Genomic DNA, 12,937 nt, shown 5'->3' on the forward strand with positions numbered 1-12,937 from the left:
CGCCTTGCTTGATCCGACACACCTCGCAGGTTTGAGCCTGCCCAGCGCGGTACGGCCTCAAGCGTAACCGGTCGCCAAGCTCGCTGGAGATACAGCCTGCGGATGCCTCCGCTACACTGATCCGTCTCCAACGGCGATCGCGCATTCGCCGCATCATTCAATTCCTATTTCCATGAGCCGTATCCTGACCGCGGAAGAGTTTGTAACGCTCATATTGGCCAAGATCAGGCTGAAGGCCAATCCCGGCTTTGTGCTGGAGGCCGGTATTATCGACCAGCGGTTTGAGGCTGCTTACAACTGGCTGAGCAGTCGAGTGGATACGCTTGATGTCGCGCCGAACTTCACATTCCGGTGTGACCCGCTGTACGGTGTCACCTCGACGTTCCGAGACGCGCTCTTGTCGCTGCGTGAGCGTCGCATGATCCAGCCGGATGCACCCAGACGCGCGTATCGGATCAGCCTGTCCATGCAGTTGGCCTGTGACCTCATACAGGATGGCGTGCTGGCGTCAGACGATTTGGATGAGCTGGTGAACGAAGTGTTCCCGCAAGCCGTCGCGGGCACTACCTCGTGACGCCCATTCCTTCGCCTCCCCTGCTGCTGCTCAGGGAGGTAGCCGAGGCGATTGCCTCCAAGTACTTGAGTCAGTACACCGCAGAGCTCAGCGCTGGGAAAATGGGGCGCTTGAAAGGCAAGGAGATCAACGACGCTTTGTGGGGGACCGTCACGCTGTCGGAAGCGGAGGTGGCTATTCTGGATTCGCCCCTACTGCAGCGACTGCGTTTCCTGAGGCAGATGGGAGTGGCCCACTGGGTATATCCCGGCGCCGTTCATACACGCTTCGAGCATGCGATTGGCGCACTTCACCAGACCCAGCAGCTTATCGACTCTCTGAACTCCCAGGCCGTTGGCGACGACGGAAAGCCGCTGATCGGTGAGCAAGATGCGCAACTGCTGAAACTTAGCTCGCTGTTCTCGCATGTCGGATGCCTGGCGTTTTCTGACAGCGTGGTGCTTGAGCTCGTCGCCCAGCCGGCTTTCGCCACGGTTGCGAAGGATTTCGCCACCGAGAGCACCCCGAAGGAGTTCGGAGCCGACCCGACGTTCTGCCAGCTCCTGGCGCACTACATCGTCAAGTCGGCCGCCGTCAAAGCGCTATTGCTGACCTTAGTCAAGAAACAGTGGCTGCGAAACGAACAGGGCAGTGAGGGGGAGGCGGTCGAACACGCTGCAAACCGCATCGCCCTGACGGTGATCGGCCGAAGGATTGATGAGATCCGTCCTCAGTTGCAGGAGTTGGTAAACGGGCCCTTCGATTCGTCGACCTTGGACGCGCTGGTTCGCGATGCCAAGTTCTCCGGCATCCCCTCGGTGCTGGACATTCGTCGACTAATCCAGAAGCTGGCGGTTGAAGTCATCCGCCTGGAGGAGCTACCTGATTGGATCAACGGGAGTCTGGTTTTCGAAGAGGAAGAGAGTAAGAAGTCGCCAAACATTTGGATCTTTGGCGTTCAACCCAGCTCTACGTCAATCCTTAACGAACTGCAATTAGCGCAGCTGTTGGTCAACACCAAGATCCGCCGCCATCCCAAGGTGCTTGCCACTGAGCAGATGCTACGCTCGGTCGTTCGGACTTTGGCTGAGCTCTCATCAGCGAAGGATCTGCTGCTCCTTCTCTACGCGACGCCGGAAGATGTGCTGGTCAGCATGAACTCGGCCGCGTTCGAATCGGCAATCCGCCCAGGCAAACCACTGAACGACGACGATCGAGAGCGATTGGTCCTCGCGACTGGCACTTTGGCAGCCATTCGCGAGAGACGCATCTGGGTGCGAGCACTCCAGCTGTCGGATTGGGTGATCGAGTCCGATTCGCCCGAATCCGTAGGCATCAGTCGCTTTTATGGCGAGTTGCGGCACGTGCAGCGCGGTCCTCTCATTCTTTCCGCCATCTGCAATGAAATTGCTGACATCCTTAGGGCCAGCAATCAAGCGGAAATCTCAAAGACTATGTTGGCGGCGCAGATCAGCTTGCGAAGCCTGCCCTCGTTTTCTGCGGAATCACGAATCGGCCGTGCGATCGTGCTGCCGCCCAGCAAGGTTCCCTACATGCTGCGCGGCACCTGGGAGGGTGGAGACAACTGGGTGGACCAGTATCTCAGGGGGCAGCCTACTGTCTACGTATTCACGTCGCCCGAACTGGCCGACGCCGCCTTTGTGGCCATCCAGAGAATCGTTGACCGCACGTATCGCTCTCCGTTGCCTTCCGGCACGCTCGAGGCGTCCAAGAGAGAAAAGAAGGCCCTCAAGGACCTGAAGCTGCGGACCGCCAAACCGGGGTTCTGGCATGGGCACTCCTGGAACATCCGCCCTCGGGCGCTCGTTTGGGGCGCTGCCGGCATCAACAAGCGCATCCGAGATGTCGCGTTCAAGCTGAACAAGGTCAACACGATTGCGGTGACTGGGCACAGGCCGGATTTTTTAGATGCCACGTATCGCTGGCTTGAGCAGTTTGAAACCGATAAAGATATCGAGTGCGCACTAACGATGCTCGAGTGCTTCGAGATCGTCGATCGCGACAAGACCACCGAAGCGTTCACCGCACTTTTCAAAGCCCATCCCAACTTCGAGAATGCCTACGCAGTGTCATTTGGCGACCCAAAGGACGGTGGCGTCATTCAGGGCTACTTTGCTGCCGACCAGGCGAAGGTGGTGAAGGTCATGACGCTCGATCAATGGGTCAACGAGCCTGAGGACCGGCCGCTGATCTTCGTAGACGATTGCTGCGGCAGCGGACGCCAAGTCTGCGACGTACTAGCTGCGTGGCTGGGTCGTGAGGACTTGCGCGAGGACCTAGGCGAAGAGCGTGAGGCGCTATCCAAGGCAATTCAAGTGCGGCTGCTGAAAACGGAGATCGCCTTCCTTTTCATCACCGCCTGGGACATTGGTGTCCGCAAGATTCGCCACCGCCTCCCCGAACTGAATCTAAACGGTATCGTCTTTCCATACCTCTCGGACACCAAGATCCCCTTTGTCAGAACAGCTCTGCTGGCGAAGGGCAAGATGCAACCGGAGGTCGATGCGTTTATCACGCGATGCGAAGCCATCGGCACGGAGATTCTTGAAAGCAACCAAGTATTGCCGGAAAAAGTCGAGAGGAGGAAGTTCGGCTACGGGAACCGGGGCATGCTTTTAGCGACCTTGGTCAACGTGCCAACCCAGACGACCACGCTGATTTGGAAAAGCGGCGAGGTCGATGGCGTGCGTTGGGACGCACTTCTTCCCCGACGAAAGAAAGAGTAGATCCCGCCTGAGAGGTGCTGCGCTTTTCAATACGATGCGGATCTGGATGATTGCTGCAGACAGCAATAAACGTCCCCATCCAATGCCGCGCAGGTTAGCGGTTTCCATTGAATTTGCGCCGCTTACCGGTTTTGATGACAAGATGATCGCCATGCACGCGCGCAGCATGACGGCGCGCGAGATCCAGGCTTTGGCCGAGCAGTACGCCATCAAGGTGTCCCCGGAGTTCATCAGCTCAGTCATCGATGAGGTCGTGGCAGAGGTCACGGCTTGGCAAGAGCGGTCGCTGGAGCCGATGTACCCAGTGGTGTTCTTCGATGCGGTGCGCGTGAAGATCCGCGAGGATCAGATCAACGCCCCGCGGCCTTCGCAGCGGCTTCGATCCATGCACCGATGTTGTTCCGGCCCTCGTCATTGACCCAGTCGTAGGTCTTGTAGCCAGCAGGAAGAGGGTTTGAGCCCTTTGTGTCGGTCTTGCCTTCCACGTCTTTCATGTTGTGGATATAGATCCCCAGCAAGCCGTTGCCCCGCGCGACGCTCTGTTCGATCTCATACTTTACATACGGCCGAGTGGAGGTCTCGTTGCCGATGAGAACCACGGTGACCGAAGTTCCAGCAAGCTGTTTGTCGATCCACTTCCGGATATTGTCCGGAGTCTGCAGCTTCACCTTTTCCCATTCTGCAGCGTCCCAAAAGCCGGCGGCCTCGCGATCCTTGCCGACGACCCAACTGTTGCGCACCTGACCAACTCGCCAGTTGTCGCGGCCATGGTGAAAACTGAAAAACGTACGTCGTGCCATCTGACTCTCCTCTGGTCTGAAAGACCATCTAGGGTTGGGGGTAGCTTTTCCAATTGGGGGTTCCCGCTAGGAACGACTTGAGAGTCGTCCAGCGACCAAGGCCCTCGACAAAGACATCCGACGTGGTCGAGTTTTGGTAGTTGTCCTTAGTCACTCTGGGGTAGAGGCCTAGATATTCCTGACCAGCAAAGCCATCGGTCTCTCTGTCCAGCAGAGGCATGATTGCCACACCGCCGGATCGATAGCCATCAAAAAATCCGAGCTCCCAGGGCATCCATCTCGATGTGGTCGCTGCGTCGGTTGCTAAGTAGATCAGGGACTTCGACTGCCTCATTCGCTGACGGAGCAGTGCCGCTGTACCGGCGTTGACCTTTGATCTATCAAGCTGTCGGTCGTGACTCCAGTCCACGTAAACCGTGGCCCCTTGCCGCTCTAACAGTTGCTTAACGCCGAGAACCAATTCAGCGTCAGCAATTGAGTGCGACAGAAAGATGTCGAAGGTCTCGGAATCTCGTGTCTTCGCGCGCACGGAATCCAAGATGACTTCTGCAGACTCCGCAGCGTACCTTCGAGTGACGCCCTGAGCCGCGGCTCGTGCTTCCGCCTTTGTGAAATGACGCGCTGCCATCATCCGCCCTAAAGTTCGATGAATGCCCGGGCTACGGTGGGCTGCTGATCTGCCAGTGGTCGACCGGTGACATTCATTGCGTAGTTATCGCACCTAAAGTTGAAAAAATTTCTGCGAGTCATATTTCTGTTTGTCAAGGCTGGTTTCTCGATGAATTCAGTAAGGTGCCGCTGCCTGCATCGCCTAGCGCAGGAAGAACGACAACAAAATCATGAGGAGGGCCAGAGTGATGTAGTACGGAAATAGAGTCCGGGAAAACAATGTAAAAATCCATTGATTTCGCGAGTCGCTCTTGTACGGTTCGGTGTTCATCGAGAAGTCGATGTCTTCCTCCTTGAGCTGCCGCACGTGCTCATACAGCGATCGGAAGCGCCTCTCCATCGCGAGAAAGTAGCCGTCCAAGAACCAGAAGATGAAGAGCGGAAAATAAGCCACGACGATATAAGCTTGGTTGGTCTCCTTGGCCGCTAAGGCGAAGAGAGCAGCGATGAGTGTGACGCTCCAACCCTTGAGCAAAAATAGGTTGCCTGACATCCGGCTGATCGACGCCTGGATGAACTCAAGGTGTTTGTGCTTGTTGGAGATGTCGGACATGGCGTAGTGCTTGGCGGCCCTACCGGCGGCGGGCGATGGCGTCATCGACCCATGCCGCCAGGTGGTCCTTGATGTGGTTATAGGTGCCGTATGCGGGTGGGTCGTAGACCGGCGGCCGCACGATGGTGTTGTTGCCGTCGCGGAAAGTGAACTGGTCGAACGGATTCCCGCCCTTGGAGCAGATGCCCTGTCGGGGGCAGCGAAGGTTGTGGATGTGAATGCCCAGCAGGCCGCGGTTATCTGTCCAGGCCTTGCGGATTTCATGCTGAATCCAAGGCCGCGCATGGGTCTCGGTGCCGATAAGCACGACCACGCAGCGCTTGTGTTTCATGTTGTCATCGATCCAGCGCTCGACGGCCGCCGAACCGCGGCGCTTGACCGTCTCCCAGTCATTCGGCGACACAGGCTCGTCGCCGTCAATCATGCCCATTTGGCGGATCTGCTGCACTCGCATGACGTCGTTGTCAAAGTGAAAGCTATAGAACACCGGAACTCGTGCCATCGTCTCCTCCTTGGTTTGTATGAGCTTCTCGCTTTTGGCTGGGCCGGATGCCCAAGCCGCGATAGAGCAGCGCCACGAAATCCAATGGCGCCAAATCGTCGGGGGGCAAGTAATTCAAGTCTCCGGCAAGATGCACGGTCGCGCCGCCGGTTTGGACGATGGGGATGCACGTTGCGCTGGGCCAGTAACTCGTAAATAGCTTGTGCTCCTCCAGGATGCCATGCATGCCACCTATGAAGACTGCCGCTTCGAATTCATTGGACGTAAACATGGCCTTACGCATCGCGAGGAGGCTTGCTTCAACGTCCTCGCCGACAGCGTTGATCAACTTTACGTTCGCGAAGTTCTTGTTCTCCTCTGGGAGCACCTTCTGGAACAACCTCGACTGGAACAGCTCGACGGCCACCGTGTACTCGACGCCAACTGCCTGGGCCGCGGACCACAGTAGCGGCGTGATGGCCGGATGGCCGCCCCAAACTAGCTTCCTCCGACCTAGCACTACCTGCGCTAGCGCGTTGACAGCAGCTTGGATCTCCTGTGGCCGGCAGTCCGCGCTGTACGGTTCGCGGGTTGGTACGCTAGCGGATAGAAAGATCGCGCCCATGGCTACTGCTCGATGTCAGCCAACTGCCAATCCGCCTCGCGGCTTCGCAACCATTTGACGGCACCGACACGGGAGGCGAGCCAGTCCAGGTGGCGCCGCCATTCTTCGCTGATGCCGAGGTGGTCGTAGAACACGGCCGCGGCACGCGAGTCGCTCAGGTCAATGCAGTCGTGGACGTCGACGGACGTCGGCACGCCAACAACCGGGTAGGCTACCAACGGGTTGCCGGATGGTAGCCTTAGGATGACGGAGCGCTTCTGGCCTACGCCTTCGACGCTGCCACCAAGGTCCTGGATAGCGGTGCGCAGCGTACCAACCATGTTGGAGTGTCGCAGCGCCACGCTGACGCTCCGTACGCGCTCGAGCTCCAGTGCGACATCCGCGACTATCGCCGGCATGAGGCGCCCGCCGTTGAAGTCGGCGGCGATCAACTTCTTAGAAGTGGCCAGGCTCGACTCGCGCACGGGCGTGTGGCCGGGCCAGACCAACTGCAGCATGGAGATATGCTTCGCGATGGCCCGACCCCACTCGGCGGTGGTCCACCGGCTGGTGAAGTAGCCCGGGGTGTCGAGCATGACCAGCACATCGGAGTCGCATAGCCGATGCCAGAGTGCGGCTTGGAAGTCAGCGGCCACCGAGACAGAATGCGTGTCCAAAAACACATCGAAACGGCGTGCGGACAACGCCTCGTAGAGTTGCAGAGCGACGTCGGCTGACTCCTCGCGGCGATAGCTGACAAAGACTCGTCGCTGGGCCGGCAGCAAGCCTAGACACTGCAAGGCTGCTGTTACGACTCGGTGCAGGCCGACATCAGCGGAGTCATGGAACATTGCATTGATGCTACGCAACTCTGCTGGCAATTCAGCGCTGACACGGGCCGCTGCGCTGACAATGGGCACCACGGGCACTCCCAGCTTGGTCAGCCGGGTCCCTTCAGGGTACTCAGCGTCATCAGCACCGAAGAAAATGGCCACCGTGGCTGTCGTATCGCTGAAGTTATCGGCGATGCCGCGGTCAATCGTGTAGTCGCGACCGCGCAGCAGGCCAAACAAGCCGAGGCATTCGTCAAACGTAGCCGAAAAGGTGGAGATCTGCGGGTCGGTCGGAGAACCCAGTAAAAGACACTGGTAGAGCGCCATGAATCGTGCACTCAAAGGAACGGCACGGTGCGCACGAACTGCCCCTGGTTGCTGCCCGCCGGCACCCAGAGCAACTCGCCGGCGCTGGACGTGTCGACGCGGCGGTAAAGCTGCATGTATTCGTTGCCGTGTGTCGTCGCGGAATCGGATGTCTGAACGATAGCAATACGGTCAGACTGCTTTTGGCTATCGGCATAGCCCAACTCCCACGGGCACCAGCGCGAGGCCATGGAGTGGGCGGTGGCAAGAAATAGGAACCAGTCGCACGTCTTGATGCGGTGCTGAATACGTGACGCCGTTTCTCGATTGGGCTCGGGCGGCATCGACGCATCTTTCCAGTCGATGTACAGCTCGACGCCCTGTTCTGCGAGCAGAGCCTGTAGTCCCTCTGCAAGCTTGTCGTCGCGATGGCTGTGGGACAGGAAAGCTGTCTTCTGCAATCCGGCATGAACTTGTGATTTGAGTAATGGCCGTCGTTGACCGGCTCGCAGCAGTTCAGATTGAGCAATTGCCATTGGTTTTTCCCGCCACTCCTCTGTGAACAGTAACAAAATGATTTCATACTGTCAATTGGGGCGGCACGTTCGCAGGCGCGGTTGCGGCTCAGTTGGGCAGAATGGCCTGAGCTAAGAGCTCGTCTCTATTTAGAAATTATTTCTCGACCGCCTCAATTGCTGTTGAACGCGGAAATTGGGGGGCGTGTGAAGTCGGCTGAACCAGCTGTTATGGACCGCAACGTCCCAATGCCGTCGCTGACAAGCGCCCACTCTTGGCTGAGGTCTGACCGTCGTGGCTATCACGCTACGGACAGCAATCGCTGCGACGTCGACCCTTGACCGATGGATTAGAAGGCCAGTTCGGGGGCAAGCGAGACACCCATCTGATGTTCCGCACCGTGCGCAACACCTCGCGCGTGTTCCGCAACGTGATCTCCGAAGAAGTCGTGGTCAAGGAGAACCGTCCGGGCGGCTGCGAATTCGAGGAGATCCGCCACGCTGGTGGTAGGTGCGCGCGGCCGCGCGGCGCGGGAGTCGGGCGCGATACAGGACGGCGTGAACTCCGCCGGCCGGTGCATGGGGCTGATCGACGACATCTCGAACTGCTGGAACGCATGATGCACAAGTGCCGCGAGCACCTGGGCCGCGCGCGGTCAAGGATAAATTGAGCCTTTTCTTGCCCGCATTCCGCCGGCGCCCACGCCAATCGGGACCGCCACGCCACCACCTCTTCAAGCCCCATGCCCCGCGCACCGCAGAAGCTGCATTTGTTGGCGCTTCCCGCAACTTCATGCCAAACGGCACCGCACCCCGCCCACTTCTTCCCTAGAGTGGGTGCCCCTCTCACTCACCACCCCACCCAGGGGAGAAGAAAGGCACAACACACCAACCACACCGAGACGCTCAAAGACTGCTCGCCTCGCGGCAGGTCGTCGTTGCGAAAGCATCGACGCAAATGCGAGGTATCAAAAGGCGACGGCCAGGGCGTTACTAGCACCCCAGCCGTCTAACCAAGTTCGTGCACAACCCTCGAAAGGACCGCACAAAAATGGCTACCAAGACTATAGCCCGGCGTCGCGCGCTGGTATCTCCCGGAGAAAACGCCCAAGGCCCGGCGGATCTCCTCGAAAACACCCTCTCCCAACTCGAAGCGCTTCTGTGGGCCTCCCACGGAAGGGACATCGATTGGTGCAGCGGTGACGGGCCTCGCCAACTGGACAACCTGCTCTGGCTCGCGTCGGACCTCGCTCGCAAGGCCGGGGAGCTGTTTCAACTGAGCGAGATGCCGCGACGTGGAGCGCTTGATATTGGCGGGTAAGGGCCGGTCTGCGGGCCGCGGTTTCGCGGCCCGCTTTCGAAGGTCCTGACTCCCTCAGCGCAACCCCCTGAACGATGAAGCCGTGGCCAGTGGCTCATCACGCGCAAGGCTTGGGTATCTGAACGCCTGAAGCCAGTACCGCGTCGGCATACGACGACAGCATCCGGATCGTCTCCCGCATGTCGCTCTCAGTAGCATCCGGATGGATCGCGCAAATTCGCAGCACGGTTCGATCTCGCAAGCGTGTCGTCAAGACCGTCGCAAAGCCCTCCTGAAGTGCCCGCGATGAAATCTCGCTGTTCAGCGCATCGAGCGCCTCCGGGCTCATGGCCGCATCCGTCATGCGGAAGGTGACGATGCCCAACTGCGCAGGCGACACGATGTCCCAGCGAGGATCCTTCTCGAGTTCATCCTGAGCCCAGGCCGCCAACCGGCAACCATGCGCGATGGCCTCGCCCATGGCGTCCGACCCCAGCACCTGCAAGGTGAGCCACAGCTTCAGTGCGCGTGCCGGTCTCGTGAGTTCCACGCCGAGGTCCCAGAAATTGATCTGGTCGGCATCGGTGTCGGCATGCGCATCGAGCAGGTATTCGGGTCGGGTATGGAAGACCTGCGAGAGGTGCTTGCGCTGCCGCACGAAGACCATCCCGCAGCCGTAGGTCTGGAACAGCCACTTGTGCGCATCCCAGCTCAGGCTGTCGGCCTCGCCGATGCCGTCGAGCAAACCCCGATGCGATGGCGACAGCGCGGCGGATGCACCGTATGCGCCATCCACGTGCATCCACATGTCGTGGGCATCGCACAGCGCGCGAATCCGTCGCAGTGGATCGATGCTGCCGGTGTTCGTCGTGCCCGCGCTCGCAACCACGGCGAAAGGCCTGAGCCCATCGGAGATGTCCTGCTCGACCGCGGCCGCCAGGGCCGTCATGTCCATGCGGAACGCGGCGTCGGTGGGCATGCGGCGAATCTGATGCGGCAGCAGCCCGAGGATCTTCAGGCCCTTGGCAACGGATGAATGGGTTTGCTCCGAGACGTAGGCAACGCCTTGCAGGCGCTGCGCCGGCTCGAGCTTGAAATCGCGTGCCATCGCAAGCGCCGTCAGGTTGGCCATGGAGCCCCCCGACACGAACAGGCCGCCAGCCGAAGGCGGGAGCCCGACCTGCGCCGCCAGCCATTGAATGAGCGCCGCCTCGATGACGCTGGCCCCCGAACTCTGCAGCCAGCTGCCGGCGTGGACGTTGTGAACCGCGGTCACGTAGTCGCCCAAGGCCGACAGCGGCGAAGACGGTCCCGGAATGAATGCCAGGAACCGGGGATGGTCCATGCGCGCACGCCAGGGGTAGATTTCGTCCAGCATCTGATCGATCACCTCTTCCAGCGGCCGGGCCTGTGCGGGCACGCCGATCGCGCGAAGCGACTCGGCGCTGGCGTGATCGATCACGTCCACCGGACGTTGTTCGCGGGATGAGTGGCCGATCAGGCTCATGCGAGACAGGACCCGTGCCCATGCTTCCGGCGTCACCGCTCCGAGCAGGCGGCTGGGTGGGACTCCATCTGATGCTGAGGGAGGAAGGGTGAGGTTCGAAGGCTCAGGCATTTTTTACCGAATGATGTTCTGTGTTTGACTTATTCTCCCGAACATCATTCAGCCGCCCTAGCGCTTTCAGGACCATGGCCAAAAATACGAACCAGCTTCAACCGGAGAGCAAGGCACCCGCCCGCCTGGATGCTGTCGACCGAAGACTGTTAGGGCTTTTGGCGAACGACAGCACGCTCAGCTATGCCGCGCTGGGTCAATTGCTTCATCTGTCGGCGCCCGCGGTGCACGAGCGGGTGAAGCGGCTCAAACGCGACGGGGTGATCCTCGCGACGGTGGCGCGCCTGGATGGCGCGAAGCTGGGGCGGCCGCTGCTGTGCTTCGTGCAGGTGATCACCAGCACCGTCAAGCGTGCCCGCCAGATCGCGGCGCTGGAATCGCTCCCCGATATCGAGGAGATCCACATCGTCACCGGCGACAGCGGCCTCCTGTTGAAGGTGCGCACGCGCGATGCGCAGGCGCTGGAAGTGCTGCTGGCGCGCATCCACGAGGTCGAGGGCGTGGAAGGAACGCGCACGCAGATGGCGCTGCGCACGCTGGTCGAACGCGGGCCCAGTCCGGACGCGGCGGATTGAACGCGATGGCGTCCGTCGCCGACGTCGGCGCGCCTACTGGAGCCGCACGGCCTCCACCGTCGTCGCCAGCTCCTGCAGCCGCCGCAGGCAGTCGCCCTCGGGATAGCCGAGCACCTTCCAGCGCGGCACGGCCAGCGGCAGCCGCTCGATCAGGTGGCCCGCATGCTCGGCGAAATGCGGCCACGCGACGATGGTCGGGGTTTCGCCCGCGACCTCGCAGAGAAAGACCAGGTCGGCTTCGGGCAGCCAGGTGTCGACCCCCTTGGGCAGCACGGCATAGCTGATCACCGCGCCATCGGAGTCGCGCTGCAGCAGGCTGTGCTTGGCGACGAAAACGTCGACGCCGGCCGCCACGTGGGCCTTCTCCAGCACCTCCTGCTGGTCGTTGTAGTCGACCGCTTTTTCCTCGCGCAACAGCGCCGTGAGCTGCACGCCGGCCTGCCCGGGCGGCGTCCACAGCGACCACGCCTTGTCGCGCAGCCTGAACATCTCGGCGCTCAGCGGGCGCGACTGTTCGCGCAGCACCCGGCGCGCGGTGGCGATCATGTTCTCGAGCGCGTCCGCATCGCCGGCACCGCAGACCAGCAGGCAGGTGCGGTTCGGCGCCATCGCCACCGGGTCGCCGTCGAGCGGCAACTGCCAGGCCAGCTCGTGCAGGAAGATGCGGCCGGCGTCGTAGTAGTCGCCGTAGTTCGACACGTAGAGCCCGGGCGCGAGCTGGCCGAAGGCCGGGGCGGCCTTGTGGCGCAGGTTGTCGACCGCGATCTCGAAGGCCTGCTCGAAGCCGATGCCCCAGCGCTTGAGGTCATCGGGGCTCACCTGCGCGATCGCATGGTCGCTGTCGATGGCGACGGCCGCGCCGAGCGTCGGCGAGAAGGGGGTCCACACCATGGTGTCCTCGAGCTTCTTCGAGAAGTCGCCATGCGAGATCCGCGCGAGGTCCACGCCGGCAAGGCGCCGCAGGATCGGCAGCAGTCGCGGCCGCGCTTCGTCGAAATCGGCGGGGCGGTCGCTGCCGATGCCCGCGACCCCCAGCGCGAAGCGCGCGATCTGCTCGCGGCGCTCCGCCGGCCGGGCCTGGCAGTAGTCGGTGTAGAGGTTGTGCAGGTAGATCGTGCCGCCGTCGGCGCGGCGGATCAGGAACTGCTTGGGATCGAGGACCAGCTTCTCTTCGGGGAGAAGGCGTTGCAGCTCCTGCAGGAGCAATCGGGCGACCTGTTCGGTGCCGGGCTTCCGGTCGAAAAGGCGGCGGATGAATGACAGCATGTTCCCCTCCTGCGAACCAGTATAGGCAGCGCCCGTGTCACGCCGGCACATCCGTCCGGGCGATGGCCGATGCAACGAAGCATGTATGATTCATATATGTTTCGTATATGCGACGAC

General features: G+C 60.8%; 13 protein-coding genes and 1 pseudogene. 5 read left to right on the forward strand and 9 right to left on the reverse strand.

The window, feature by feature from the left end:
• Window positions 1-172: 172 nt before the first annotated feature.
• The 3 genes and pseudogenes from AC07PU_RS21340 to AC07PU_RS21350 all read left to right on the forward strand — a co-directional run.
• On the forward strand, window positions 173-574 hold the full coding sequence (locus AC07PU_RS21340; RefSeq protein WP_495320272.1) for a hypothetical protein: 402 nt from the start codon (window positions 173-175) through the stop codon (window positions 572-574).
• On the forward strand, window positions 571-3,300 hold the full coding sequence (locus AC07PU_RS21345; protein WP_495320274.1) for a phosphoribosyltransferase-like protein: 2,730 nt from the start codon (window positions 571-573) through the stop codon (window positions 3,298-3,300). Before AC07PU_RS21340 ends, AC07PU_RS21345 begins: the two co-directional genes overlap by 4 nt.
• A gap of 124 nt (window positions 3,301-3,424) precedes the next feature.
• Window positions 3,425-3,652, forward strand: a pseudogene (locus AC07PU_RS21350) (transposase); the annotation flags it as partial.
• On the opposite strand, the gene AC07PU_RS21355 reads toward AC07PU_RS21350, so the two are convergent.
• The 7 genes from AC07PU_RS21355 to AC07PU_RS21385 form a co-directional block, all read right to left on the reverse strand.
• Window positions 3,651-4,100, reverse strand: coding sequence for a TIR domain-containing protein (locus AC07PU_RS21355; RefSeq protein WP_495320276.1), 450 nt, complete (start codon window positions 4,098-4,100; stop codon window positions 3,651-3,653). The pseudogene AC07PU_RS21350 and the gene AC07PU_RS21355 overlap by 2 nt on opposite strands.
• 28 nt (window positions 4,101-4,128) lie before the next feature.
• The gene (locus AC07PU_RS21360) at window positions 4,129-4,629 is read right to left on the reverse strand and encodes a toll/interleukin-1 receptor domain-containing protein (RefSeq protein ID WP_495320627.1); all 501 of its coding nucleotides are present in this window, start codon (window positions 4,627-4,629) and stop codon (window positions 4,129-4,131) included.
• A gap of 282 nt (window positions 4,630-4,911) precedes the next feature.
• Window positions 4,912-5,322, reverse strand: coding sequence for a hypothetical protein (locus tag AC07PU_RS21365; protein WP_495320277.1), 411 nt, complete (start codon window positions 5,320-5,322; stop codon window positions 4,912-4,914).
• Between the two features lie 19 nt (window positions 5,323-5,341).
• Window positions 5,342-5,824: a TIR domain-containing protein gene (locus AC07PU_RS21370; RefSeq protein ID WP_495320279.1), complete on the reverse strand. Its 483-nt coding sequence runs from the start codon at window positions 5,822-5,824 to the stop codon at window positions 5,342-5,344.
• Window positions 5,799-6,428, reverse strand: coding sequence for a Thoeris type III anti-phage system protein ThcA (gene thcA / locus AC07PU_RS21375; RefSeq protein WP_495320281.1), 630 nt, complete (start codon window positions 6,426-6,428; stop codon window positions 5,799-5,801). The genes AC07PU_RS21370 and thcA overlap by 26 nt, the downstream gene beginning before the upstream one ends.
• Before the next feature lie 2 nt (window positions 6,429-6,430).
• Entirely contained in the window at window positions 6,431-7,567 is a 1,137-nt protein-coding gene (thcB4, locus tag AC07PU_RS21380) for a Thoeris type III anti-phage system protein ThcB4 (RefSeq protein WP_495320283.1), read from the reverse strand.
• An 11-nt stretch (window positions 7,568-7,578) separates the two neighbouring features.
• Window positions 7,579-8,082 (reverse strand): toll/interleukin-1 receptor domain-containing protein, encoded by a 504-nt coding sequence (locus AC07PU_RS21385; RefSeq protein ID WP_495320285.1) that lies wholly within the window; start codon window positions 8,080-8,082, stop codon window positions 7,579-7,581.
• A 368-nt stretch (window positions 8,083-8,450) separates the two neighbouring features.
• Here AC07PU_RS21385 and AC07PU_RS21390 point away from each other — a divergent pair, with 368 nt between their 5' ends.
• Window positions 8,451-8,732, forward strand: coding sequence for a hypothetical protein (locus AC07PU_RS21390; RefSeq protein ID WP_495320287.1), 282 nt, complete (start codon window positions 8,451-8,453; stop codon window positions 8,730-8,732).
• Window positions 8,733-9,479: 747 nt separating this feature from the next.
• On the opposite strand, the gene AC07PU_RS21395 is transcribed toward AC07PU_RS21390, so the two are convergent.
• The gene (locus tag AC07PU_RS21395; RefSeq protein ID WP_495320289.1) at window positions 9,480-10,868 is read right to left on the reverse strand and encodes a pyridoxal phosphate-dependent decarboxylase family protein; all 1,389 of its coding nucleotides are present in this window, start codon (window positions 10,866-10,868) and stop codon (window positions 9,480-9,482) included.
• A gap of 185 nt (window positions 10,869-11,053) precedes the next feature.
• On the opposite strand from AC07PU_RS21395, the gene AC07PU_RS21400 reads away from it, so the two are divergent.
• Window positions 11,054-11,554 (forward strand): Lrp/AsnC family transcriptional regulator, encoded by a 501-nt coding sequence (locus AC07PU_RS21400; protein WP_495320291.1) that lies wholly within the window; start codon window positions 11,054-11,056, stop codon window positions 11,552-11,554.
• 33 nt (window positions 11,555-11,587) lie between these two features.
• On the opposite strand, the gene AC07PU_RS21405 is transcribed toward AC07PU_RS21400, so the two are convergent.
• Window positions 11,588-12,820, reverse strand: coding sequence for a DUF1444 domain-containing protein (locus AC07PU_RS21405; RefSeq protein ID WP_495320293.1), 1,233 nt, complete (start codon window positions 12,818-12,820; stop codon window positions 11,588-11,590).
• Between the last annotated feature and the right edge of the window lie 117 nt (window positions 12,821-12,937).

It is taken from the genome of Variovorax sp. GW821-FHT10D07 (assembly GCF_059415325.1).

Bases quoted from the DNA above. Each gene is read 5' to 3' on its own strand.
- AC07PU_RS21340 (WP_495320272.1), top strand. From the start codon at position 173: ATGAGCCGTATCCTGACCGCGGAAGAGTTTGTAACGCTCATATTGGCC.
- AC07PU_RS21355 (WP_495320276.1), bottom strand. From the start codon at position 4,100: ATGGCACGACGTACGTTTTTCAGTTTTCACCATGGCCGCGACAACTGG.
- AC07PU_RS21365 (WP_495320277.1), bottom strand. From the start codon at position 5,322: ATGTCCGACATCTCCAACAAGCACAAACACCTTGAGTTCATCCAGGCG.
- AC07PU_RS21370 (WP_495320279.1), bottom strand. From the start codon at position 5,824: ATGGCACGAGTTCCGGTGTTCTATAGCTTTCACTTTGACAACGACGTC.
- thcA (WP_495320281.1), bottom strand. From the start codon at position 6,428: ATGGGCGCGATCTTTCTATCCGCTAGCGTACCAACCCGCGAACCGTAC.
- thcB4 (WP_495320283.1), bottom strand. From the start codon at position 7,567: ATGGCGCTCTACCAGTGTCTTTTACTGGGTTCTCCGACCGACCCGCAG.
- AC07PU_RS21385 (WP_495320285.1), bottom strand. From the start codon at position 8,082: ATGGCAATTGCTCAATCTGAACTGCTGCGAGCCGGTCAACGACGGCCA.
- AC07PU_RS21390 (WP_495320287.1), top strand. From the start codon at position 8,451: ATGTTCCGCACCGTGCGCAACACCTCGCGCGTGTTCCGCAACGTGATC.
- AC07PU_RS21395 (WP_495320289.1), bottom strand. From the start codon at position 10,868: ATGAGCCTGATCGGCCACTCATCCCGCGAACAACGTCCGGTGGACGTG.
- AC07PU_RS21400 (WP_495320291.1), top strand. From the start codon at position 11,054: ATGGCCAAAAATACGAACCAGCTTCAACCGGAGAGCAAGGCACCCGCC.
- AC07PU_RS21405 (WP_495320293.1), bottom strand. From the start codon at position 12,820: ATGCTGTCATTCATCCGCCGCCTTTTCGACCGGAAGCCCGGCACCGAA.